The following is a 24002-nucleotide window of genomic DNA, read 5'->3' on the forward strand; positions in this document are numbered from 1 at the left end:
TTATGCAACCGCTTCGACTCGGGTGGGATCGGCCTGAGCAACGTGGCAGGCTGCCCGGTGCCCGGGCAGGATTTCCACCATTTGTGGAGCCTCGCGGTGGCAGATATCGATAGCGAGAGGACAGCGGGGGTGGAACCGGCACCCTGACGGAGGGTCTGCAAGACTCGGTGGTGAGCCTTCAAGGCCCTTCTTCGGCGCTTCGTCCCCAATGCGCGGCAGGCTGGAAATCAGATGCGCGGTGTAAGGATGGAGCGGCTTCTTGAACACGTCCCGTGTTCTGCCCTCCTCCACCAGCCGGCCGGCATACATGATGCCGAGACGGTCGGTGAGGTTGGCGTGCACCGCCATATCGTGGGTCACGAACAAGACCGAGGACCCGAGCTCCTGCTGAATCTCCCGCACCATGGAGAGCACGCCCTTCTGGACGATCACGTCCAGCGCGGTCGTCGGCTCGTCGGCGATAATAAATTCCGGGCTGCAGACGGTTGCTAGAGCGATGGTCACCCTCTGCCGCATGCCTCCGGATAGCTCGTGCGGGTAGGCCTGGAGGACTGCGGGATCGAGGTGGACCCGTTTCAGGTGCCGCTCCACGAGGCGGGTAAAGTCGGCCCCCTTCACGCTCACGTGCGGCAATGCGAAGTCCGCGAAGGCGTGCTTGATCCGCCGAACCGGGTTCAGCACGCTCATGGAGCCTTGCATGATGTAGGACAGATGGCTCCAGCGAATCGCCGACAGCTCCTGCGGCGAAAGCTTGTAGATATCCCGCTCTCCATCCTTGAAATTGAACCGCACGGAACCTTCGACAACCCGGAACGGAGGACGGATGGCGCCCGCAATGGTCTTGATAAGGGAGCTCTTTCCGGAACTCGACTCGCCGGCGAGGCCATAGATTTCGTTGCGGTTGATCTTGAGGCTTACGTCGTCGACTGCCCTCACCTCGCGGTCGACGCCGAACAGCTGCGTCTTATAGTAAGCCTTTAACCGGTCCACTGTGAGCAGCGGCGCAGTCTGCGGAGCCTTTAGTTCGACGGAGGGAGGAATGGGTCGGAGCTCGGTGATCATGCCTGCCCTCCAAGACGGCTGAGACGGCTACGCGGGTCGATGTATTCATTCATCGAAATGGCGAGCAGGAACAGCCCGATAAACAGCATGATGACCAGCACGACCGGGAACGTGATCCACCACCAGATGCCTGAAACCAGTGCGGTGTGCTGGTTTGCCCAGTAGATCATGCCACCGATGGTGGGAGTGTTGATGTCGGTGAAACCCAGGACCGACAGCGTTACCTCGATGCCGATCGACCAGTTGATGTTGTTCATAGTCGTCGAGAACACGATCGGCAGAACGAAGGGCAAGTGTTCCTGGAGAACGATCTTGCCGGTCCCCATGCCTGAGAACACGGCCTGGCGGGTGAATTCGCGGGTCCTCAGGCTCATGGCAATGGACCGGATCAGCCGCGCATCATAGGCCCATCCCAAAAGCGCGGTGATAACCGCGAGCATCACCCAGGACATCTGGTCCCGCATGATGAAGTAGAACAGCACCAAGATGGGAAAGAGCGGGATAACGACGAAAGTATCGTTAATCGACATCAAGACACGGTCCACCCAGCCGCCCTTGTAGCCTGAGATCAGCCCGACCGCGAGAGATATGATACGGCTGAGAACCGCCACCACTATGCCAAACAGAAGAGTGTTTCGGATCGCAAAGGTGAGCTGCCAGAATACATCCTGCCCGCGTGAGGTCGTGCCCAGCGGATACTCCCAAGAGGGTGGCACATCGGGCGGTACGACGTAGACGTCCATCGGCGGATAGGGCGAGAAGAAGGAACAAACGGCAACTGCCAGCACGACAAGTACCAGCACAAGGCCGATGGCGAACTCACCGTTGTAGCGGAAGAGGTCACGAAGAATCTTGAGAGTGCTCATCAGCGTGCCTCCACGCGCGGGTCGATCAAGGGATAGAGGAGATCGATCAGCAGGACAGTGGCGGAGACGGCCACGATCGAGACAGTGGTGATGCCAAGAACTAGGCTGTAGTCGCCGGCATGGACCGCGCTGATCAGGAGAGACCCAACGCCTGGGTAGCCAAAGACCTGCTCGGTGATTATCGCGCCGTTGAAGATGGCACCCAGCTGCAAGGCGAGGCCAGTCACCTGGGGACCGAGGGCATTCCGCATCACGTAGGATTGCAGGATCTTGCTGCGCTTGACGCCCGCGAGTTCCGCGTAGACCACGTAGTCCTCGGTCACGATGTTGGACACGAGCGACCGCATTCCCATAAACCACCCGCCGATACCGACGGCCATAAGGGACAGAACCGGCAGGATCGAGTGGACCGCCACGTCGAGCATGAAGGCAGGCGTGTTGGAGCGGTCCGACGCCATTGTGGCGCCGCCGCTGATCGGCAGAACCGGCCAAAGGAAACCGAAGATGATCAGAAGGACGAAGGCGACGACGTAGTACGGGATGGGGTGGAGCCCCATGCTGAGAACGCCGAACGCCTTGAGGATCCGGCTGTTGCGGTAATAGCCCGCGAGGCCGCCAAGCAAATTGCCCAGAAACCAGGTCAGGAGCGTCGAAACCAGCAGAAGGCCGACGGTCCAGGGAAGGGCCCGCAGGATGAGCTGCGAGACCGGTGTTGGAAAGGCTGACAAGGAGGGTCCAAAGTCGCCGACCAGAACCCGTTTCCAGAACGAGACGTACTGTTCCCAGGGCGATCCCTCGAGACCATAGAGCTGGCGCAGCGACTGCCGCATCATCTCGATGGCTTCCGGACTCGTCGCCCCGTACGCAGTCGCAGCCGAGATCGACTGCTCGACCGGATTGATCGGGGTCATATGCGTCACCAGATAGGTGATGTTGATCCCGACGAAGACGACAACCGCGAACTGCACCAGCCGCTTGGACAGGTAGGTGAGGTAAGCCCTCATGGACCGCTCCTTGTCTGAAGAAAGTAAGGAGATGTCTGCGCGCTACTGCTGCTTGGGCTTCAACTTCACCATCATTGAGCGGGAATTGCCCCAGTTTGGTACTGGATTGGCATAGGGATTGTCCGCAGTCGGGTATCCCGTCCAATATGTCTCATCCATGGCCGTGAAGACATTGTATGCCATCAGTGGGATGATCGGCATTTCGCGAACAATAAGCTTGGCGTATTCACGACCAAGTTCGACAGTTCGCTTATCGTCGAAGGAGATCCGGCGCACCTCCTCAATGATCTTGTCGAGTTCCGGATGGCTCCAGCGCTGCCAGTTGCGCGGCGATTGTGTCTTGCCTGGGGCTGCGACAAACTGAGAGTGCCAGCTGTCGAGGAAGTACGACAGGTCCGGATGGCCGCCATAGGTCTCAACGCTCCAAGAAATCAGCGTCTCGAAATCGCCAGCGTTGCGGCGGTCGAGCATCGTGCCTTGGGCGACTTCCGTCTTGGCATCAATGCCGAACTGGCGCCACTGCTGAACGATCATCGTTCCGGCGCGAGTCAGGATCGGACGGGAATCACCCTCAACCATTAGCTTGATTGAGAATGGCTTCCCGTCCGGCGTGTGCCAGACATTGCCGCGTTTGGTATAGCCGGCCTTTTCGAGCAGCTCCGCAGCGGCCTGCGGGTTAGGCTTCCACCACCCGTAGCCGAACGCCTTCCTGATCTCCGCCGGGTCTGTCGGAATCTGCTCCTTCAATGTGGGACGCAGCATATCAGCAATCTGATTGCCGATATTCGGATCGTACGGCTTAAACTTGCTCTTGCCAGTATCAATCTCATAGGAAGCAAGCCAATCCTGAAGCGGGATATGGTAATCGTCCGGATGAGTTCCTGTCGGCGGAATTCCAATTGGTGACAAGGTCGCAGCACCGCGATAGGACGCCATAGAAACGGCCTTGGCATCGATCAGTAGAGCCAGCGCCCACCGCACATCACGGTTCTGGAAGGCTGGGTTCTGCATGTTGAAGATCACTGACGGCAAGGTCGGATCGGGATGCGCAAACGGGAAGTTCTTGAACCAAGTCTTTAAGCTTGGCGACTGCTTGGACAGGGTGAACATGCCCTCGGGCGCAATGTCATGCACCACATCCAAGTTGTGGTTGAGCTGCGCAATCACGCGTTTATCTGGCGGACCCGGGTCGATATAGGCCGCAAATTTTGGACCCGGCTCACCATAGCGCCCGAGCGTCGTGCGCTGCCAGTCATCGCGTTTCTGCCAGATGTACCACTTCCCGTCAGGATCAAAGCTGTGAATCTTATAGGCGCCGAGAGACACTGGTGGATTGAAGTCGAACTTCTGAGGATCGGCCGCCTTCTCGAAGACATGCTTCGGCATCATCCAGATAGCGTTGAACCGCACTGTAAAGAGCGAGTGGAATCGTGAGTTTGGCTTTTTGAGCTTGAATCGGACCATCCATGGCTCTGGCGATGACACGCTCTCGACATTCAGCCCCAGCAGCGCACTCCAGCGCATCCCCGGGTTCTTGATCTGGGTCTCGACCGTGTAGATGAGATCATCGGCTGTGAACTCAACGCCGTCACTCCAGTAGATTCCAGGGCGCAGCTTTACCGTCATCTCGGTGAAGTCCGCGTTATAGATCGGCTTCTCTGCCGCTAGCGAATTTTCCCAAACTCCATCGAGGCCGCGCTCTGGATCGATGTACCAGAGCGTATCAAGGGCAAGCTGGTGCAGACCGGTGTACTGGCCGCCGGCATTGATGGTCCAGATGTTGAACCATCCAGGATTCTTAATCGTGCCTTCTGGGTTTTCGAGAATGAGCGTCTCGTTCCGGGGCACTCCCGGGACGGTCGTTTGAGCAAGTGCGGTGGTCGCGGCTAAAGCCAGACCTGTCGCAACTGTAAGCAAGCGTAGAATTCGCATCGGCGCTCCTCCTGGGTTAAACTTTATTTTTTCTTAATTAGCCCTTAGTTTTTGGGATTGGTCAACGGGATCATTGATATATATCGGAACTCCCGATACATATCCTTTTCAGTTGAAGGGCCTCTGAGTAGCCCGAGATCCTAGTCGAGCGGCTAAATGTCGACATTTAAAAGAAAATTTCTGACGCTTGTTGCAGAGGAAAGCTCTGAAACAATCCGAGGGATCGCTTCACCGGGCCGGATCCGGATCCTTAAGCTCCTGCGGGCGCGAGGTCCGCTGAACGTGAATGAGATCAGCGATGCACTGGACTTGCCTCAGTCCACGATCGCAACCCATATCCAGGTATTAGAACGCTCGGGACTGATTGAGACAGAGACGCTCAAAGCCTCTAAGGGCCAGCAGAAGGTCTGCTCAATTCGCTACGACGAAATCATCATCCGATTCGACGATCAGGATGCACTCAAGAGCAAGGACCACGTCGAAGTGTCCATGCCTATCGGCCTCTATACAAGCTGTGATGTGAGCGCCCCCTGCGGACTCTGCTCGACAGAGAATGTTCTAGGTGTTCTTGACGTGCCGGATTTCTTTCTCGATCCCCACCGCATGAATGCATCGTTGATCTGGTTCAGGCGGGGGTTCGTCGAATACAAATTCCCTAACAACGGCAAGGTTCTCGGGGCTAAGATCGATAGACTCGAATTTGTTATGGAACTTTCGTCCGAGGTTCCGGGCACGAGCCTTGACTGGCCATCCGAGATCAGCCTCTGGGTTAACAATGTGAAAATCGGGACCTGGATCTCCCCGAGTGACTTCGGCGACAAGCGCGGTCTTTACACGCCACAGTGGTGGAAGCTGGAAGGGTCACAGTATGGCAAGCTCGTTACTTGGCAGATCTCCCGGAGTGGAGCTTCAGTAAACGACGTCCAGATATCGGACGTAACACTCGACAAGCTTGATCTTGATAAGCATCACGGGATCCGGTTGAGGATCGGGATTGACGAGACGGCCCAACACCCTGGTGGAATCAACATCTTTGGTCGCGGTTTCGGAAATTATGATCAGGATATCGTCATGCGTATCCATCTGAAAGAGCAGCCAGGCGCCTTGGTGTAAATGGCAAAGTCCAAAGGCCGTAAGGTCTGGAGCGGGTCAGAGAATAACCAGCAGCGAATGAAATAAAGGTCTGCTTACCGCCTCATGAACTGACCAAAGCTCCTCTTCCGCTCAATGTTATCATGGGACATTCCAACTCACACTGTTGCTCGGCCCGAACCAAATCACGGCGATACTGGGCTCTCGGCGGCATCAATGCCGCCGTTCCCTCGCAGGCCACGAGGCTCGTTGACGTCCAACCTCTCGCGACATGCCAGTCGCCGGGGAAAAGGCCGCTCTGTCGTGTCTGAGCTGGGTTGATGCCGGTCACAGGCTTACACCAAGACTTCCGGTCGTCGGATGCAATAGGGCCCGAGCCTGAAGGCGCCGCCTAGCTTGCCGCCTCTTCGACATCAAGCTAACATGTCAGTGATCAGCTAAGGAAGACCCGCCATTTCTCCCTAACCGCCTCGGCCATTCTGCCGCCTTACAATGCCGGTGTGGGAGGACGATGCTGTCGAAGGGACGAAGAGTACGCATATCGGCTGCGCTCGCTGACGGGCAATGACACTGGCGCTGTGTCGATTGGACATGAAGGAGCCGAAGAATCGGCCACATTGGGAGGAAGCGAAGATGAGCATATTGACGAAACGTGCCTTCGTTCTGGGAACGGTCGCAGCGGGCGCCACTGTCTCGATGCCCAGCATCCTGCGCGCGCAGGCGACCGTCATGCGTTGGGGCGAGATGCTGCCGACCACGCATCCACAGGTGCAGATGGTCGAACGCATTGCCAAGCAGGTGAAGGAGAAGACCTCCGGCCGCGTCGACATCCAGTCCTTCCCTGCTGGTCAGCTCGGTTCAGGCAAGGACATGATGGAGTCGGTTGCCTCCGGCGCACTGACAATGACGACAGACGGCGCTGCGGCGCTCAGTTCCTTCCTGCCGCAGCTCTCGGTGGTTGAGGCGCCCTATCTGTGGCGGGACGCCGCCCATATGGCGAAAGTCGCCAAGGCGCCGGTCTTCGCGCAGATGAACGCCGAGCTTGAGAAGAAGCGTGGCATGCGTATGGCCGCCGTTACCTATTACGGCAAACGCCACCTTACTACCGGCACCAAGCCCGTGAAGAGCGCCGCCGACGTCGTGGGCCTCAAACTGCGTGTGCCTCCGGTCGACACGTTCCGCGCCATGGTCGAAGCTTGGGGGGCCAAGGCGACGCCAGTAAACTTCAATGAGCTTTACCTGGCGCTGAGCCAAGGTGCCGTCGACGGGCAGGAGAATCCGCTCCCGACCATTCACAGTGCCAAGCTGCAAGAGGTGCAAAAGCACCTGATCCTGACGGGCCACATCATCACGCCCCGACTGATCATCGTGAACACCGACTTCTGGAAAAGCCTCAGCGATGCTGATCGCACCATCATCGAAGCGGCGATCGCTGACAACGTCGCCTGGCAAGATCAGGAGCTGGCGAACCAGGAGGCGGGCTTGGTCGCGACGCTGAAGAGCGCCGGTATGAGCGTCACCGAGCCGGACATGGAGTCCTTCCGCAAGCCCGTGCTCGACAGTGTGCCGAAGCAGTTCGAGAGCAAGTGGGGCAAGGGTACCTGGGACGCGCTGGCGTCGCTTTAAGGTGAACTATCCTTACCGCAATGGCCGACGTTCAGGCCAAGCCGCGTGAGCGCCTTGGCTTCGCCTCGGCTGGAATGATGAGCAAGCACCGCCATCTCCAAAGGGTCCGTGGAAGATGAAGTCCTTCCTCTCCATCGCCGATAGACTCCTGCGCTGGAGCGCTGTCGTGCTGCTGCTGACACTGCTCGCAAGCGTGCTCGTCGGCGTGATCTCGCGCCAACTCAACGCGCCTGTCACCTGGAGTGACGAGCTCGCGCAATACCTTCTCGTCTGGACGGCGTTCGTCGGCTGGATCATCGCTAGTCGGCGGCGCTCGCATATCCGCATCACCGTCCTTGCCGACAAGCTACCTGCCCCGCTCGGCCTTGCGCTCGAGCTGCTGACGCAGGGCTTGGTTGTGCTCTTCGCACTCGTCCTGTTGCGCTACTCCTTCGGCCTCATCGACCGGACATGGGACGTGGAATCGATCGCTTTGCCGATTACGGCAGCTGCGCTCTATGCCTTCATGCCGCTGGCGGCGCTCGCGCTGATCCTGCAGGCGATTGGCGATGCCGCGCTGGCTCTGGCCGGGAGGCGCATCGCCGCTCCGGAACCGGGAGCTCAGCCGCTATGAGCACGCTGATGCTGCAGATCCTGCCGGTCTGGTTTGCCGCGCTGCTGCTCGGTGTGCCGCTCTTCGTCTCGATGGGGCTGGCAGCCATCGCCTTCGCCTATTTCGGCGCTTTTCCTCTCGGCATCGTTCCGCAGAAGATTGCGCAGTCGGCATATTCCTTCCCGCTGCTCGCGGCGCCACTGTTCATCCTGATGGGCAACATCATGAACTCGGCCGGCATCACTGACCGCATCTTCGCCTTCGCCACCGCCTGCGTCGGCTTCCTACGCGGCGGGTTATGCCATGCCAACATCCTCGCCAGCGTGATCTTCGCCGGCATGTCCGGCTCCGCGGTGGCGGACGCAGGCGGCGTCGGCACGCTCGAGATCAAGGCGATGCGAGACGAGGGTTACAGCCCAGAGACGGCTGCCGCCATTACCGCCGCCTCGGCGACGATCGGCCCGATCATCCCGCCTTCCCTGCCGATGGTGATCTACGGCGTCTCGGCCGACGTCTCGATCGGTGGGCTCTTCCTCGCCGGCGTGATTCCCGGGCTGCTGATGGCCGGCGCACTCATGGCGATGGTGGTCTATGTCTCAAAGAAAAGCGACCTGCCGCGCCACCCCTTCCCTGGCTTCGCGCAGCTGTGGGTGGCCTACAAGGAAGCGCACTGGGCGCTCATGACTCCAATCATCCTGTTCGGGGGTATGATGGCCGGGATCTTCACACCGACCGAGGCGGCCGCCGTCGCGACCGCCTATGCGCTGGTTCTGGGCCTGTTCGTCTACCGCAGCTTCTCGCTCAACGACCTGCCCGAGCTTGTCGTGCAGACGGTAGAAACGACCGGCGTGGTTCTGGCGCTGGTGATGACGGCCGCCGCGCTGGGCTGGTGCCTTTCAATCTCACGCATCCCGCAGCTCGTCGGCCCCTGGCTCGTCGACCTCGCCGGCTCGCCACTAATCTACCTCTTGATCGTCAATCTGCTGCTGCTCTTCGTCGGCTGCTTCATGGAGGCGCTCGCAGCGATGCTGATCCTGATCCCGATCCTGACGCCGGCTGCGGCACAGTTCGGGATCGATCCGATCCAGTTCGGTCTGATCTTCGTGCTCAACCTGATGATTGGCACGATCACGCCGCCGGTGGGGGTCGTGCTCTTCGTCACTTCGAAAATCGCAAACATCAGCTTCGAAGCAATGTCGCGCGCCATCATCCCATGGTTGCTGCCGCTGATTGCAGTGCTGGTCGCGATCACGTTCTGGCCGCCGCTGACCACCTGGCTGCCGAATCTCGTGCTCGGCCGCTAGCATCGTTCGGAAAAGTAGACCCGGTTTTCGCTGACGCGGCCCTCTGGGTCCGATGCCCTAGCGGACTTCCGCGGCCGTCCCGCCAATGGCCTGCTCGAGCAGTTGCATGGCTCGGGCTCCATCGGCAATCGTGGGAATTTCAACTGGCTCACGGGTGGCACGGACGAACTCGCCCAGCAGAGCATGATATCCCTTGTGATCCTCGTTCGCCGCGGCGGTCATATTAGGCTCCCAGACCAAGGTGTCGACGCCATCCGCCAGCGTTGCGCTGCGGTCGGAGACCTTGAAGGGCGGAGCGCGGTAATAGCGGACCTCATGGACATTCCTGACCTCGACCCGGCGATGGTCGCCCATGACCTCCCACCATTCCATGGGTGTGCCGCGGGATTGATGCGTGCCCACCACGAGGGTTCCGATGGCACCACCGACGAAGCGAAAGTCAACATGGAGGAGGAGTTTGCCCGGTGCGAGCTCATGCCGCCGGGAGCTCACCGTTTCGACTTCGCCCATCAGGTAAGGAACGAGATCGAAGTAATGCACGCAGTGGTGCAGATAAAAGCCGGTACAGTCCGGGTCCTTAGCGAAGTAGGTAGGTGCCGTCATGTACTGCCCGAGGAAGCTGGTCCGTTCGCCGAACTCGGGTGCCAGGAGGATGTTGGACGCAATCCGGTTTGCCGTCGAATAGCGCTTCATGAAGCCTATCACTACCGGCGCGCCCTGGCGCTTCGATGCCTCGGCAAGCTGACGAGCCTGAAGCGCCGTCGGAGCCGGCGGCTTTTCCATGAAGACGGGGAGGCGCCGCTCGATGGCGGCCATTCCGATTTCGAAATGTCCCTGCGGGCCTATCGCCACAGGTCATTCTCATCGATTGCGGCACACTCGGTTGCCGACCCTGCCCTGCAAGGCAGGCATGCAGGGCAGCCACGACCTGGGCGCCCGCCCCGACCGCGGCTGACACCCGCTTGACCGAACCAGCGCGCACGTCGCCAATGGCAAATCCCGGATAGCGGATTAGCCTGTCATCACTCCCAACTTCCCCTTGCTGAGGCACAACTCATCCGCATACATTGTGATTTGCACAAGAGAAGAAAATCGCCATCCTATAGCTCTGGGGGATTCATTGGCCGAGTACAATCTGGTCATCAAAGGCGGGCGCGTCGCGAGCACCGAAGGTGTCGCGACGATGGATGTCGCAATCGAAGGCGGCGTGATCGCCGCACTCGGAAGAGATCTGCAGGCGCACCGCACCATCGATGGCGCAGGCAAGCTCGTCCTCCCTGGCGGTGTGGATGCTCATTGCCATATCGAGCAGCTCTCCGGTGGCGGATTGATGAATGCCGACACGTTCGAGACGGCGACCCGCTCCGCAGCATTCGGTGGCACGACGACGGTCATCTCCTTCGCAGCACAGCATCGGGGGGATAGGCTGCGCGATGTCGTGGAGAACTACTCGCGCTTGGCGGCCGCTGGCGCAGTAACTGATTACGCCTTCCATCTCTGGATCTCCGATCCGACCCCAGAAACCCTGGAGCAGGACCTGCCCCGGCTGATCGAAGCGGGACATAGATCGATCAAGATCTTCATGACCTATGATCGTGTCCGCTTGCTCGATGAGCAGGTCCTCGACGTGATGATGGTGGCCCGCAAATACGGAGCCCTGGTCTGTGCGCATGCCGAGAACCATGGCATGATCAAGTGGATGGCCGACAGGCTTGTCTCGCGCGGCTACGTCGAACCGAAGTTCCATGGCATCAGTCATCCGCGAGTCTGCGAGATCGAGGCGTTTGAGCGTCTCATTCGTTTCTCTCAGCTCCTGGATCAGCCTGTCATGCTGTTTCATGTCTCCACAGCGGAGGGAGCTGCTGTCATCCGGCGAGCCCGCGGCGAGGGCATCAAGGTGTTTGCCGAAACCTGTCCGCAGTATCTGTTCCTGACGGCCCAGGATCTGGATCAGCGAGGTCTTGAGGGGGCCAAATGGATGTGCAGCCCTCCTCCTCGCACGACATTCGATCAGGACGCGTTATGGCGCGGCCTCGACCTTGGAGACCTTCAGCTCGTCTCTTCTGACCACGCACCTTACAGGTTTGATGCCAGCGGCAAGCTTGCCGCTGGCTCAAGCCCGGACTTCAAGCAGATTGCGAATGGGCTGCCCGGGCTCGAAACCCGCCTGCCGCTGCTCTTCGACGCCATGGTGAGCCAAGGAATGTCGAGCCTTGAAAAGTTCGTTGAGCTGACGGCGACGGCTCCGGCGAAGATTTACGGACTTCACCCTCGAAAGGGTGCCATAGCCGTCGGTGCCGATGCAGACATCGCGATATGGAACCCGGATCGAGAGGTGACGCTCACGGATGACGGATTGCATGACAATGTCGGCTACAATCCCTTTACGGGCCGCAGACTGAAAGGCTGGCCAGAGATTGTTCTGCGCCGCGGCGACATGATCATTGTCGACGGTAGGCTGCAGGCAGAACCGGGATCCGGACAACTGCAACTGCGCAGCTGTTCGGCCGTCATGCGCCCAACCGGACGGCTAAGCCCGGAATTCAACCCCGCCACCAATTTCGGCGCACAGCTCCTGTGATCAACATCCTTGAACCCTATCGGCAAGTTGACTCACCAGCATTCAACGCAATTGCATCGGCTTGATAATTCATGACTGACACAACAACAGTTGTTCGAAATGCTGCTTGGGTGATCGCGTGGGACGACGACACCTCGCAGCACGTCTACATGCAGGACGCCGATGTGGCTTTCTCCAAAGCCGAAATCCTGTATGTGGGGCCGAGCTACCAGGGCGATGCCGATAACGAGATTGCCGGCTCAAGCATTATGGTGATGCCCGGCCTCGTCAACATCCATTGCCATTCCGGCGACGAGCCGATTGCGAAGGGTTTGTTCGAGGACATTGGGACCACTGCCCTTTGGGGTAACGCCCTTTACGAGTATTCGGCGCTGATCGACGCTGATGAGGATGCCAAGGCCGCCTGCCAGACGGTAATGCTGAGCGACTTGATGCGCAGCGGCGTAACTACCCATCTCGACATCGCATCGCCTGCCCCTAAATGGCTTTCTCTCGCGGCCGACAGTGGATTGCGTTCATACCTCGCACCCGGCTTCCGCGAGGCGCAATGGCGCCTCGCCGGGAGCCACCGCCTGGACTTCGAGTGGAACAAAGCTCGGGGGCGGGAGCGCTATGCCGAAGCCCTGGCATTCGTAGCCGACGCCCGCGCGCATCCTAGTGGCCGCATCGACGGTGTCATCGCGCCATCGCAAATCGAGACATGTTCCGAAGAGCTGATTCAGGATGCTGTCGCGGAGGCCCGTAGCCGCAGGATGCGCATCACCATTCATGCTGCTCAAACTATGGCGGAGCACGAGGAATTGCTCCGGCGGACCGGAGAGACTGCGCCCGTAATGCTGGAGCGAATGGGGATCCTTGGGCCGGACCTGATCCTCGGCCACTGCATCTTTCTCGATCATCATTCCTGGACTCGGCAGCGCAGCCGGGACGATCTCACGCGGCTCGCCAGGAGCGGCACGTCGATCGCGCATTGCCCCGTTACCTTCGCGCGCAGCGGCATGACCCTGGAAAGCCTCGGTGCCTATCGCCGAGCAGGCGTCAATGTCGGTATCGGAACCGACAGCTATCCCTTCAATATGCTTGAGGAGTTGCGAGAGGCGCTGATCTGTTCACGCGTTTCCGGCCGCAGCGTCTTTGATCTCGATACGGGCGGCCTGTTTTCCGCCGCGACCATCGGTGGGGCAAAAGCTCTCGGTCGCGACGACATCGGTCGATTGATATCCGGCGCCAAGGCGGACTTGGTCCTGGTGGATTTGAGCCATCCGGCCATGCAGCCGATCCACGATCCGCTGCGCAATCTCATTCATTGCGCCGCCGAGCGCGCCATTCGCGACGTCTATGTGGATGGCCAAGTGGTCGTGAAGGACCGTCGCGTCGTCAAACTGGACTACGACGGTGCGGTTCGGGAATTGCAGGATGCGCAGAAGCGTGCCTGCCGGCGGGCCGAGCAGGACGATCCGCAAGGCCGTTCTCTGTCAAGTCTCGCCCCCTTCTCTCTGCCTCTTGCTCGCTGAGGATATGAGAATCATGGGCTCGCCGGTCTATGTGATCAATCCGAACTCTTCTCAAACGATCACGGCGGCGATCGATAAGGCCGTGGCTCCCCTTCGCAGCGTCGACGGGCCTGACATCGTATGCCTCTCCCTGGCCGAAGGGCCGCCCGGCATCCAATCTCAACGGGATGTCGACAGTGTCGTGATCCCTATGCTGCGTAAAGCATCTGAGTTGGAGCACAGCGCGGGCGCCTTTGTCATTGCCTGTTTCTCGGACCCAGGCCTTCATGCACTGCGTGAGCAGAGCCATCGTCGCGTCTTTGGGATCGCCGAATGCGGGGTGCTGACGGCCCTCACTCTTGGGCAGCGCTTTGGCGTCATCGCCATCCTGCCGACGTCCATTCCGAGACATCTTCGCTATTTCGGCGCGATGGGCGTCATGGACCGCTTTGCCGCCGACCTGCCGATCGGTTTAGGCGTTGCGGAACTCGCTGACGAAGATCGAGCTCTGAACCGCATGGTCGAGGTTGGCCTCACCTTGAAAGACAGCCACGGGGCCGATGCCCTTGTGATGGGCTGCGCTGGCATGGCCAGATACCGAGCGGCTCTGGAGGAGGCTCTTGGAATCCCAGTGGTCGAGCCGACTCAGGCAGCCGTTGTCATGGCGGTCGGCCATGTCCGCCTCTCGCAGACCTCCCCTTCATGAATACCTTCTGACCGGCCCCTTCTCTGCTCATATGGAGTTTGAAATGACCAGTGTTGTCGCCAAGACGACCCTCTTCCGGAACTGCGACTGGATCGTCGCCTGGGATGAGGCTGCTCAATCCCATGTCTATCTCCGCAATGCGGATTTCGTAATTCGCGGTACGGATATCGTCCATGTCGGTGAAGGTTATTCCAGCTCCGTCGATGCAGAGGTCGACGCCAGCCGCATGATGATTATCCCCGGCTTCGTGAACATTCACAGCCATCCCGGTCACGAACCGGGCTGGAAGGGTATGCTGGAGGAGCTCGGCAGCCCGCGTCTCGGACAGAGTTCTCTCTACGAGTTCATGCCGGTCTTCCAGATCGGTCCTGAATACACACGCCCGGCGCTGCGGGTTGCAGCTTCGGAGCTGCTGAGGAGCGGCGTGACGACCATTTGCGATCTCGGCAGGCCCCGCGAGACCTGGGCCGACGAATACGCGGAAACCGGAATCCGAGCTGTGCTGTGGGGAATGTTCAGATCAGGGCCATGGAGAACCACGAACGGTCACTCGGTTGAGTATGATCTCGATCCGGCCACGGGCGACCGATTGCTGCGCGAGGCTATCGAGATTGCCGATGCTGCCTCGAAGCATTCAAGCGGACGCATCACAGGTTTCATCGGCCCAGCGCAGATCGATACCTGTACCGAAGGCCAGATCCGCGACGCGCTCGATGCAGCTCGGGAGCGAGGCCAGCCGATCCAGATCCATGCCGCCCAGAGCATCGTGGAATTTCAGGAGATCATGCGCCGTTATGGTTCCACGCCCATCGAATGGTTGGACAGGATCGGAGCGCTTGGACCGGATACGATCATCGGCCACTGCATCTTTCTGAATGACCATCCCTGGCTCCACTGGCCTCATGCCAACGATTTCGAACGCCTGCGCAACAGCGGTGCTCAGGTGGCCCACTGCCCCGTGGTCTTCGCGCGACGCGGAATCGCCCTCAATACCCTGAGCCGCTACGTGAAGGCGGGCATCCGCTGCGGCATCGGCACAGACAGCTTCCCCCACAACATGCTCGATGAACTCCGCATGGCCTGCTATGCTGGCCGCATCGTTGCGGGCAGCTTCACGGCCTCAACAACGCGCGATGCGTTCATGGCCGCGACAGCGGTCGGCGCCGACATGATCCGCCGCCCCGATCTGGGACGCCTCGCACCAGGGTGCAAAGCGGATTTCTCGATCGTCGATATGAGCAATCCCTATATGCAGCCCGATTACGAACCCATTCGCAGCCTCGTCTATTCGGCGAACGACAGAGCCATAAAGGATGTCTATGTCGACGGTCGTCAGGTCGTCCGAAATGGGGAAATCTTGGACTTCGACATCGGCGAGGATCTTGAGATGCTTCGCAGAGGGCAGGCAGACGCTATTGCAGCAGCGCCGCAGCGCGACTGGGCCGGGCGTGGGCTCGAAGAATTGAGCCCACGCGTCTTTCCGATACGCAGCTGACTTGCTTTGAGCAGGTTGCGCGGAATACAAAAGGCCCCGAGGAAGTTCGGGGCCTTTTTACTAGTTTCAATAGCTTTGCGATGAACCGAACGGATCAACGCGCTACCTCTCCATGACGATCGAAGACGACCTCTCCGCCGCGGATCGTGAGATCGCATTGGGTCTCTTGCAGGATTTCCTCTGGCGAAGCCGCGAGGAGGTCGCGAGAGAAAACCGCGACATCCGCTGCAAGACCGGGGACAAGACGGCCCCATTCATGTTCGGACTTGTTCACATAGGCTCCGAATTCCGTGAATGCTGTGATCGCCTGTTCGATGGACACCACCTCCCGCTCATCCATAACGGTTCCATGGGATGTCTTGCGCGTCAGCATCGAGAAGAAGTTCGGGAAGGGATTGATGTCGCAGACCGGGGCGTCGCTGCCGGCTGCGGGCCTGAAGCCGAGATCGATCCAGGTCTTGAGGGGATAGGAGGGCTTCGCACGCTTCTCGCCCACAACGGAAACGTACAGATCACCGAAATCATAGATGAACACGGGCTGCGGCACCGGCTGAACGCCGAGGTATTTCATGCGGGCGTTCTGGTCGGCCCTTGCATAGCCCGCATGCTCGATCCTGTGGCGGCGATCCGGATCCGGCATAGCCTCGAGCGCGCGCTCGAATGCATTGAGGGTCTGCTCGATGGCAGCATCTCCAATGGCATGAACCGCAAGCTGATAGCCTTTTGCGTGATAGTCATGAACGAGATCATTCATCTCGTTGTCGTGAAGGAGCATCAGGCCGGTGGTTCTGGGCTCTCCCACATAGGGCTCCGTCATAGCGGCGGTCCGGCCGCCGGCACTGCCGTCGGTGAAGATCTTCACCGGCCCGACACGCAACATGGAATCGCCTACGCCTGTCACGACTCCATCGGCATAGGCCTGCTCCACGATGCCTCCCGGCCCGCCGAGCAAGCACTGGGTCGTCCGCACAGGCAAGCGGCCGAGGCGCTGAGCCGTGCGATAGGCGGCGACCTCGCGGTAGCCTGCCCTCATGCCGACACCGGCATCCATCACGCTGGTGATGCCGTACGACAGACATGCTCTACCAGCATCGCCGATGGCCTGAACGAGTTCCTGATCCGTCGGTTCCGGCAGCACGGCCTTGAGACGGTCACGTCCTGTCTCGGCAAGAAGGCCCGTCAATCGCCCGTCCCGCTGCTCGATGGCACCTCCCTGAGGAACAGGAGTCGTCTCATCAATGCCCGCAAGTTCAAGTGCCTTCGAGTTGCAGATCGTCACATGGCCGCAGGCTCTCACGATCGCAACGGGATGATCGGGTGCCGCGGCATCGAGCTCTTCACGAAGGGGGTGACGCCTGACATCAAGCTCGAACTGGTCATAGCCGCGGCCCTGGATCCACTGGCCCGGGGGCGTAACAGACGCGCGCTGCCTAACCCTTTCGAGCAGCGCGGCAAGGGTCGGCGCGGAGGAAGCACGCACGTCCACGTGACCCATGATCACCCCATAGGGGAGAAGGTGCATATGGGAATCGCACAATCCTGGAGTTGCAAGGCGGCCTGCAAGATCGATCACCCGCGTCCCTGGGCCGATGAGTGGCTCCATGTCGGCAGCGGATCCTGTTGCCAAGACCTGTCCTGCCCAAAGGGCGATGGCTTCGGTCACCTGTTCTGAAAGGCTACGAAAGATGCGGCCGTTTGTGAGGACGATGTCGGCTTTGGGCAGGATGGGCATTGGCCACTCACGCAGCAGGAAGCAGTCGCAGCATCTGCTGCAGTTGAGGAACGACGAGTTTGCATACCTTTTAGTCAGTCGCAAGGTCTCACGCACTTTACGCTGGGAAAATCTGCCCTTGAAACTCCAGTTGTTTCGGGTCTAGCTTTAAGCGTTAGCGACCAAATAAGGCGCATGGGTAGAGGGAATGAAATGATGCAATCCAAAACTATGGCCCGCTGGCTCGCGCTGGGCCTCATCGCGGGTATCACCGCCATTTCGGCGGCACCGGCGTCTGCTCAAGCGACGCTCGACACCGTCAAGAAACGCGGAAAGATTCTCTGCGGCGTGTCGCCGGTCGCTCCCGGCTTCTCGTATGCCGACGATAAAGGTGTTCGGCGGGGCTTCGACGTCGATATCTGCCGCGCCGTGTCGGCTGCGGTCTTCGGCGATCCTGACAAAGTCGAATATGTTCCGCTCAACACCAATGTCCGCTTCCAGGCGGTTCAGTCCGGTGAAGTGGACATCCTGTCCCGCCAGAACACTTGGAGCTTCTCGCGTGACACATCCCTCGGTCTCGATTTCGGGCCAGTCGTATTCTACGACGGCCAGGGCCTGATGGCGCCGGCCAAACTCAATGTGAAGGGCGCCAGCGAGCTCGCCGATGCCGCAATCTGTCTGCTGCCCGGCACCACGACTCTCCAGAACCTTGAAGACTTCTTCCGCCCCAAGAACATCAAATATGAGTCCGTGGTGTTCGAGAACTCCGATGAGTGGCGAAATGCTTTCTTCAATGGGCGCTGCGATGCCATCACGACGGACCGCTCGGATCTGGCATCCGTCCGCGCCATCGCCAACGATCCCTCACAATACGTAATTCTGCCCGAGACCATCTCGAAAGAACCCCTCGCTCCCACCATTCGCCAGAACGATCCGAACTGGCGCGATATTCTGAACTGGTCGGTTTATGCTCTCATTGGAGCAGAGGAGAAGGGTGTGACCCAGGCCAATGTGGATGAACATCTCAAGAGCGAAGATCCTGAAATTCAGCGCATGCTTGGGGTGAACGGAGATTTCGGCAAGATGCTCGGCCTCGACAACAAATGGGCCTACAACATCATCAAGTCGGTCGGAAACTACGCTGAAGTCTTTGATCGCAACCTTGGCCCGAAGACCCGCCTAGGTCTGACGCGCGGTCCGAACGAGCTCTGGACCAAGGGCGGGCTGCTTTACGCACCGCCGTTCCGGTAATCTGAGATCAACGGGCGGCCCTGCGGCCGCCCGTTTCGCCCTTGGCAGAATCCGGAAAGGATGATCATGCGCGCCGATGCGTCGAGCGGGACGAGCCTCCTTTATAATCTTCGCTTTCGGGCTGTTCTCTACCAGGTGCTCGCCGTCGGGAGCATCGTCCTTGTCGGTCTTTATCTGTTTTCAAACGTCTCACAGAAGCTGGCGGAGCAGAACATTGCCACAGGCTTCGGTTACCTGAGCCGTGAAGCCGGCTTCGTCATCAGTCAGTCCTTGATCGACTACAAGCCCACTGACACCTATGGCCGCGCTATCCTCGTCGGCATCGTCAACACCGTTTGGGTTTCGGTCTGGAGCGTGGCGCTCGCCACGCTCATCGGACTTTTCGTCGGCATCGCCCGTCTTTCCCGCAACCCGCTGCTCGCCTTCCTGGCCTTCCTCCATGTCGAAGCACTGCGCAATGTGCCTCTCCTGCTCTACCTCTTCCTCTGGTATGCCCTAATCGTTACTGGCCTACCGGCTGTGCGCGAAGCATGGGAAATTCTGCCCCACGTCTTCCTGAGCAACAGCGGCCTGACCGTACCTTCCCTAATATGGACGAGCGCCCATACGATCGTTCTTCTGGCGCTGATTCTGGGAGGAATTCTCGGAATTTTCGTGCGCCGCCGTGCAATCGCCGAGCGCATCAGAACGGGTCAGGCGCAGGTGACCTGGCCTCTGGTTGCACTGGCTCTTCTTCTCCCACCTGTTCTCGCGGCTCTCGTCGTTCAACCCGATCTAACGCTCAGCATTCCGGAGAAAGGACGCTTTCGGTTGACGGGCGGTTCTCAGCTCACTCCGGAATTTACCGCTCTCCTCGTCGGTCTCGCACTCTCGGCCTCAGCCGGCATCGCCGAGATCGTGAGAAGCGGGATATTATCGGTGCACAAAGGGCAGCGGGAGGCTGCGCGTGCACTGGGCCTGAGGGACGGGTTGACCATGCGCCTCGTCGTTCTGCCGCAGGCGCTTCGCGTCATCATTCCTCCTCTCACCAGCAGCTATTTGAGCCTCTTCAAGAATTCGTCGCTTGCAATCGCTATCGGCTACCCGGATCTCGTCATGGTGTCGAACACGACCATGAACCAGACCGGACAGGCAATTGAGGGAATCGCGATCTTCATGCTGGTCTATCTCGGCCTGTCGATCATGATCTCCCTGTTCATGAACTGGTACAACAGCCGCGTTGCGCTGAAGGAGCGCTAGGCCATGACGACCGCGACAGACATTGCCGAAGCACAGCTGAAGATGCCGGTTCAGCGAGAACCGAATGTGGAGCGTCGCCTGCTCCACCGCATGCTCAAGCCTCTCTTCGGGACGCCCGTCAATGCCATCGTCACACTAGCTTGCTTGTGGATCCTGTGGCTGGGGGTCAAAGGCGCCTACGGCTGGCTCGTGACCCGAGCCGTCACGGAGGGCGGAGCCCAGGCTTGCAAGGTCGGGCATGGCGCCTGCTGGCCCTTCTACGAGGCGAAGCTTCGCTTCATGATCTTCGGCGTCTATCCCTATGACGAGCATTGGCGCGTGGCGCTCGCTATGATCCTATTTCTGGGTGCTATGGGGATCACTATGATCCCGCGCTTCTGGAACAGAAATCTCCTCGTTCTCTGGGGCGTGACAATCGTCACGACGGCAATCCTGATTTCGGGCGGCGTGTTCGGCCTTTCCTATGTACCGACGACGCAATGGAGCGGTCTGCCCCTCTCCTTCCTGCTCTCGGCTGTCGGACTTGCTTTCGGCTTTCCTCTCGGTGTCGTTCTGGCTCTGGCACGATCCTCGAAGCTCCCCGCCATTCGTGTGATCGCTATCGTCTTCATCGAGGTAATCCGGGGGGTGCCGCTCATCAGCATTCTGTTCATGGCATCCGTCATGCTGCCGCTCTTCATGCCGAGCGGCATGACGGTGGACAAGCTGCTGCGGGCACAGATTGCCATCATCATCTTCGCAGCGGCCTATATCGCAGAGGCAATCCGTGGTGGATTGCAGGCGATTCCACGAGGCCAGCACGAGGCTTCCAGCGCGATGGGCCTCCATTACTGGCAGGCCATGCGCCTCGTCGTTCTGCCGCAAGCCCTGAAGATCGCCATTCCGCCACTGGTGAACATTTCTATCGGCTTCTTTCAGGACACGACGCTCGTCACGATCATCGGCCTTCTGGATTTCCTCTCCACCGTTCGTACGGCGATGACCGATCCAAACTGGGTTGGCATCGCCGCGCTGGAAGGCTACGTCTTCGCGGCCGTCGTGTTCCTGGTATTTTCCTACGGGATGGGCGCCTATAGCCGGTTCCTGGAGCGTCACATGCGCCTCGGGTACGATTAGCGCATCGGCAGGGCCATCGTTCAGGCAGCGCGAGCTGCCTGACGCTCCTTGGCAAGATCCATAGCTTGATAGGTCCAGTAGGTGAGCTGCGCTGCAGCAAGTCCGAAGGGACCTCCGTTCCACACGAGCCCGAAGGGTTCATAGAGGCGGTATCGGTCGCTTGCGCCGAGGATGCCTTCGGCGATGACGCGACCTCCAACAGCCGTTGTGTTCATGCCACGTCCGCCGAATCCAAAGACGTACCAGACACCCGGCTGGAGTTGCCCAATGAGCGGCATCAGGTGGCGCGCGTAGGCCATGAGTCCTGACCACGCTGTCTCCACACGAATGCCCTTGAGCTGCGGATAGGTGGAGACCATCGTCTTCTGCATCATGTCGGCAAGACGACGTGGCTCGGTTCTGCGCGTCGTGATACGGCCGCCCCAAAGAAGCCGCGCCCCCTCATCGACGAGGCGATAGTAATCGCCCGCACGACGGTTGTCGCTGATCGCCATCGGCGTACGCACGGCGTCGGCAATCCTTTCCGGCGCCGCCTCCGTCAGAAGCACGTACGTCGCAATTGGCAGAATGCTGCGGCGCAAGCGAGGCATGAGATCGTCCGTATAGCCACCACCTGCCAAGATCACGTCGCGTGCTCTGACTTCGCCGCGTGTCGTCCTGACGACCTTTTCCGCGCCTCCGAGATCGCAACCGAGAACCCGGGAGCCCTCAAAGATCCTACCGTTCAGGGCCTCGATTGCCCTTGCCAGGGATCGGGCATAGTTGAGGGGATGGAAGTGAAAGGAGGCAGGGTCATAGAGCGCCTGATAGTATTTCGGCGAGCGCAGGACATCTCGTACGGCATCGGTTGGTATCACTTTGAGGTCGTAATTGAACTCCCTCTTCATCATCTCGCATTGGCGGGCAAGGCCGTCGGGATCGTGATATCGGAGCACGCTCATCTTGCCGTAGACGCGCTTGTTATCGGTCATACCAAGGCTGTCGATATTCCCTTCGACGATGCTCACGCCCTCGATCGAAAGCCGATGCAACATCTGTGCCCTCTCATGTCCCACCATGCGTGTGATATTGGCGTGACTGGTTGCGTAGCCCGGACCGACGAAGCCTCCATTGCGGCCCGACGCCCCCCACCCGACGCGCTCGGCCTCCAGAATCACTACCGAACGGCCTGCCCGCGCTAGATCGAGAGCTGCTGTTAGACCTGCAAGCCCACCACCGACAATTGCGACATCGGCCTTCACCGTCTCATCGAGAGAAGAGCGTTGTGAAATATCCGTAAGGGTGCGGGCGTAGTAGGTGTCTCCATAACCGGTCATGAAAATCCCCCGATCCTCGTGATCTCCGCAAAGCCTACCGCATCCTGGGAAAAAGTGGACTGCCTTTCCGAGCAGAACACTACGAGATTGAAGAAATCGACACGCGACGTGTACGGTCGTGGCATATGGTGAGGCGGACTGGATCGGGCCTCGTTGCAGAAACTTGCATGTAACAGGTCCAGAGGGCCGATTTTGTTCAGGCGGCAAGACCGAGAAGCTTGCTCATGAGACGGATGATGTTCCACTTATGGGCTGCAAGCGCTCCTTGACGCACAGATCTTAGAGCTTCCACCCCCACTTCGATGCTTGTTAGCGTCGAAGTGAGCCATTGATGCCCCCAATATTACCCCCATGAGGCGTGCTAGGGCAGTTGTGGCGCAACGGGTAATTCCTGCTTCCAACCGCTGAAAGCTGATCGACATCCTCTCTACGAAGAATCCTGAGCATCCCTTCCCGGGAGCCTCCTGTGCCGGAGCTGATCATCGCATGGCTCACACAGTCTGAGATGCCGTGTCCGGAGATCCTCTACGCGACGGGGGCATTGACGGTACAGACGACCCCCGTTGGCGCAAATGTAATTTCCACTTGGCCATCCAGATCATGGGCGAGGCTGCGCTCGATAAGTCGCGATCCGAAGCCCCGTCGGCGGGGAGCGACCACGGGCGGCCCTCCGGCCTCAATCCAGCTCAAGGTCAGCTGGGGCGGCGCAGCCCCGTTTCTCACATTCCACGACACCTCGATCGTGCCGGTCTTGTTCGACAAGGCACCGTACTTCACCGCGTTGGTTGCTAATTCGTGCAGTGCCATCGCCAGAGCGAGCGACATGCGGGGAGTCACACGCACATGCGGCCCCTTGATGTGGAATCGGATCTCCCCCGAGATCTGGTACGGCTCGAGGGCCTTATCAACCACTTCAACCAGATCGGCCCCGTCCCAGCTCTCGCGGGTGAGCACATCGTGCGCCCGAGAGAGGGCGAGCAACCGCCTCTCCAGCGCATCTCGCGCACCCTCCTTCGTCTCTGCCGTACGCAGGGTCTGGGCCGAAATGGATTGCACCGTCGCAAGCGTGTTCTTCACCCGGTGATTCAGTTCGTCGATAAGCAGGCGTTGATGCTCGGCGGCGCGCTTTTCCTTATCAAGTGCAGACCGCAGACGCTCCTCGCTGCGATGCAGGTCCTCCAGCCGGGCCCGTGCCTCGTATTGCCGCCGCCGCCCGCGCAAGGCGGACCGGGCAACACTCACCAATGTGCTGGGGTGAAAGGGGCGCTCGAGGAATATCACGTTGCCAAGAACGTCGGAGAGGCGCGCCAGGGCTGGATTGCGTTCAATTCCTCCGCCGCGAAGGGTAAGCAACACGAAAGCGAAGTCCGACCAGGGAGGCTGACCCGAGAGCCAGCAGGAGAGGCCCTTCAGATCCGCCGTACGGAAAGACTCATCCGTGACGAGCGCGAAGCCCGCACCCTGCGCGATCTCACGCACGAGCGCCGGCATGTCAGGGCAGACCTCCGCCGCGATACCCGCGCTCCGCAGAATGTCTGCGGCGATAGTTGCATCCCGTCCATGAGGCGCCAGGATGATCGCGCGCTCCGAATGCGGGTGGAGAACGTCGTTCATGC

Annotated in this window: 19 protein-coding genes; 11 read left to right on the forward strand and 8 right to left on the reverse strand. The window is 59.7% G+C overall.

The window, feature by feature from the left end; genetic code table 11:
- Genes KHP60_RS04800 through KHP60_RS04815 form a run of 4 tightly spaced genes read right to left on the reverse strand, consistent with a single transcriptional unit; the run spans position 1 to position 4864 of the window.
- A complete protein-coding gene (locus tag KHP60_RS04800; RefSeq protein ID WP_213562434.1) occupies positions 1–1062 on the reverse strand; it encodes an ABC transporter ATP-binding protein in 1062 nt (353 codons plus the stop codon).
- Positions 1059–1928 carry an ABC transporter permease gene (locus tag KHP60_RS04805; protein WP_213562435.1) on the reverse strand — a complete coding sequence of 290 codons (870 nt, stop codon included), beginning with the start codon at positions 1926–1928 and terminating at the stop codon, positions 1059–1061. Before KHP60_RS04805 ends, KHP60_RS04800 begins: the two co-directional genes overlap by 4 nt.
- A complete protein-coding gene (locus KHP60_RS04810; RefSeq protein WP_213562436.1) occupies positions 1928–2932 on the reverse strand; it encodes an ABC transporter permease in 1005 nt (334 codons plus the stop codon). Before KHP60_RS04810 ends, KHP60_RS04805 begins: the two co-directional genes overlap by 1 nt.
- Before the next feature lie 42 nt (positions 2933–2974).
- Positions 2975–4864 carry an ABC transporter substrate-binding protein gene (locus tag KHP60_RS04815; protein ID WP_213562437.1) on the reverse strand — a complete coding sequence of 630 codons (1890 nt, stop codon included), beginning with the start codon at positions 4862–4864 and terminating at the stop codon, positions 2975–2977.
- A gap of 156 nt (positions 4865–5020) precedes the next feature.
- Here KHP60_RS04815 and KHP60_RS04820 point away from each other — a divergent pair, with 156 nt between their 5' ends.
- The 4 genes from KHP60_RS04820 (at position 5021) to KHP60_RS04835 (ending at position 9478) form a co-directional block, all read left to right on the forward strand.
- Positions 5021–5977, forward strand: a complete 957-nt coding sequence (locus KHP60_RS04820) for a transcriptional regulator (RefSeq protein ID WP_213562438.1) — start codon at positions 5021–5023, stop codon at positions 5975–5977.
- A gap of 612 nt (positions 5978–6589) precedes the next feature.
- Positions 6590–7582, forward strand: coding sequence for a sialic acid TRAP transporter substrate-binding protein SiaP (locus tag KHP60_RS04825; protein ID WP_213562439.1), 993 nt, complete (start codon positions 6590–6592; stop codon positions 7580–7582).
- 115 nt (positions 7583–7697) lie between these two features.
- The gene (locus KHP60_RS04830) at positions 7698–8195 is read left to right on the forward strand and encodes a TRAP transporter small permease (protein WP_213562440.1); all 498 of its coding nucleotides are present in this window, start codon (positions 7698–7700) and stop codon (positions 8193–8195) included.
- On the forward strand, positions 8192–9478 hold the full coding sequence (locus KHP60_RS04835) for a TRAP transporter large permease (RefSeq protein WP_213562441.1): 1287 nt from the start codon (positions 8192–8194) through the stop codon (positions 9476–9478). Before KHP60_RS04830 ends, KHP60_RS04835 begins: the two co-directional genes overlap by 4 nt.
- Before the next feature lie 57 nt (positions 9479–9535).
- Here the strand turns inward: KHP60_RS04835 and KHP60_RS04840 are convergent, their stop codons facing one another.
- Positions 9536–10330 carry a Gfo/Idh/MocA family oxidoreductase gene (locus tag KHP60_RS04840; RefSeq protein ID WP_311924660.1) on the reverse strand — a complete coding sequence of 265 codons (795 nt, stop codon included), beginning with the start codon at positions 10328–10330 and terminating at the stop codon, positions 9536–9538.
- 268 nt (positions 10331–10598) lie between these two features.
- Here KHP60_RS04840 and hydA point away from each other — a divergent pair, with 268 nt between their 5' ends.
- From hydA to KHP60_RS04860, 4 genes are all read left to right on the forward strand, one after another.
- The gene (hydA, locus tag KHP60_RS04845) at positions 10599–12059 is read left to right on the forward strand and encodes a dihydropyrimidinase (RefSeq protein WP_213562606.1); all 1461 of its coding nucleotides are present in this window, start codon (positions 10599–10601) and stop codon (positions 12057–12059) included.
- A 71-nt stretch (positions 12060–12130) separates the two neighbouring features.
- Positions 12131–13573, forward strand: coding sequence for an amidohydrolase family protein (locus KHP60_RS04850; RefSeq protein WP_213562442.1), 1443 nt, complete (start codon positions 12131–12133; stop codon positions 13571–13573).
- Between the two features lie 13 nt (positions 13574–13586).
- The gene (locus KHP60_RS04855; protein WP_213562443.1) at positions 13587–14258 is read left to right on the forward strand and encodes an aspartate/glutamate racemase family protein; all 672 of its coding nucleotides are present in this window, start codon (positions 13587–13589) and stop codon (positions 14256–14258) included.
- A gap of 43 nt (positions 14259–14301) precedes the next feature.
- On the forward strand, positions 14302–15753 hold the full coding sequence (locus tag KHP60_RS04860) for an amidohydrolase family protein (RefSeq protein ID WP_213562444.1): 1452 nt from the start codon (positions 14302–14304) through the stop codon (positions 15751–15753).
- Positions 15754–15847: 94 nt separating this feature from the next.
- On the opposite strand, the gene KHP60_RS04865 is transcribed toward KHP60_RS04860, so the two are convergent.
- On the reverse strand, positions 15848–17485 hold the full coding sequence (locus tag KHP60_RS04865) for an amidohydrolase (RefSeq protein ID WP_213562445.1): 1638 nt from the start codon (positions 17483–17485) through the stop codon (positions 15848–15850).
- A gap of 192 nt (positions 17486–17677) precedes the next feature.
- On the opposite strand from KHP60_RS04865, the gene KHP60_RS04870 reads away from it, so the two are divergent.
- The 3 genes from KHP60_RS04870 to KHP60_RS04880 all read left to right on the forward strand — a co-directional run bounded on the left by KHP60_RS04870 (position 17678) and on the right by KHP60_RS04880 (position 21070).
- A complete protein-coding gene (locus KHP60_RS04870) occupies positions 17678–18715 on the forward strand; it encodes an amino acid ABC transporter substrate-binding protein (RefSeq protein WP_409366255.1) in 1038 nt (345 codons plus the stop codon).
- Between the two features lie 66 nt (positions 18716–18781).
- Positions 18782–19954 (forward strand): amino acid ABC transporter permease, encoded by a 1173-nt coding sequence (locus KHP60_RS04875; RefSeq protein WP_213562447.1) that lies wholly within the window; start codon positions 18782–18784, stop codon positions 19952–19954.
- 3 nt (positions 19955–19957) lie between these two features.
- Positions 19958–21070, forward strand: a complete 1113-nt coding sequence (locus KHP60_RS04880) for an amino acid ABC transporter permease (RefSeq protein ID WP_213562448.1) — start codon at positions 19958–19960, stop codon at positions 21068–21070.
- A gap of 20 nt (positions 21071–21090) precedes the next feature.
- Here the strand turns inward: KHP60_RS04880 and KHP60_RS04885 are convergent, their stop codons facing one another.
- Together KHP60_RS04885 and KHP60_RS04890 are read right to left on the reverse strand one after the other, a co-directional pair.
- Positions 21091–22386, reverse strand: a complete 1296-nt coding sequence (locus KHP60_RS04885; RefSeq protein ID WP_213562449.1) for an FAD-binding oxidoreductase — start codon at positions 22384–22386, stop codon at positions 21091–21093.
- Positions 22387–22911: 525 nt separating this feature from the next.
- A complete protein-coding gene (locus KHP60_RS04890) occupies positions 22912–24000 on the reverse strand; it encodes a sensor histidine kinase (protein ID WP_213562450.1) in 1089 nt (362 codons plus the stop codon).
- Positions 24001–24002 lie beyond the last annotated feature (2 nt).

Source organism: Microvirga sp. 3-52 (assembly GCF_018383585.1).
Lineage (GTDB): Bacteria > Pseudomonadota > Alphaproteobacteria > Rhizobiales > Beijerinckiaceae > Microvirga.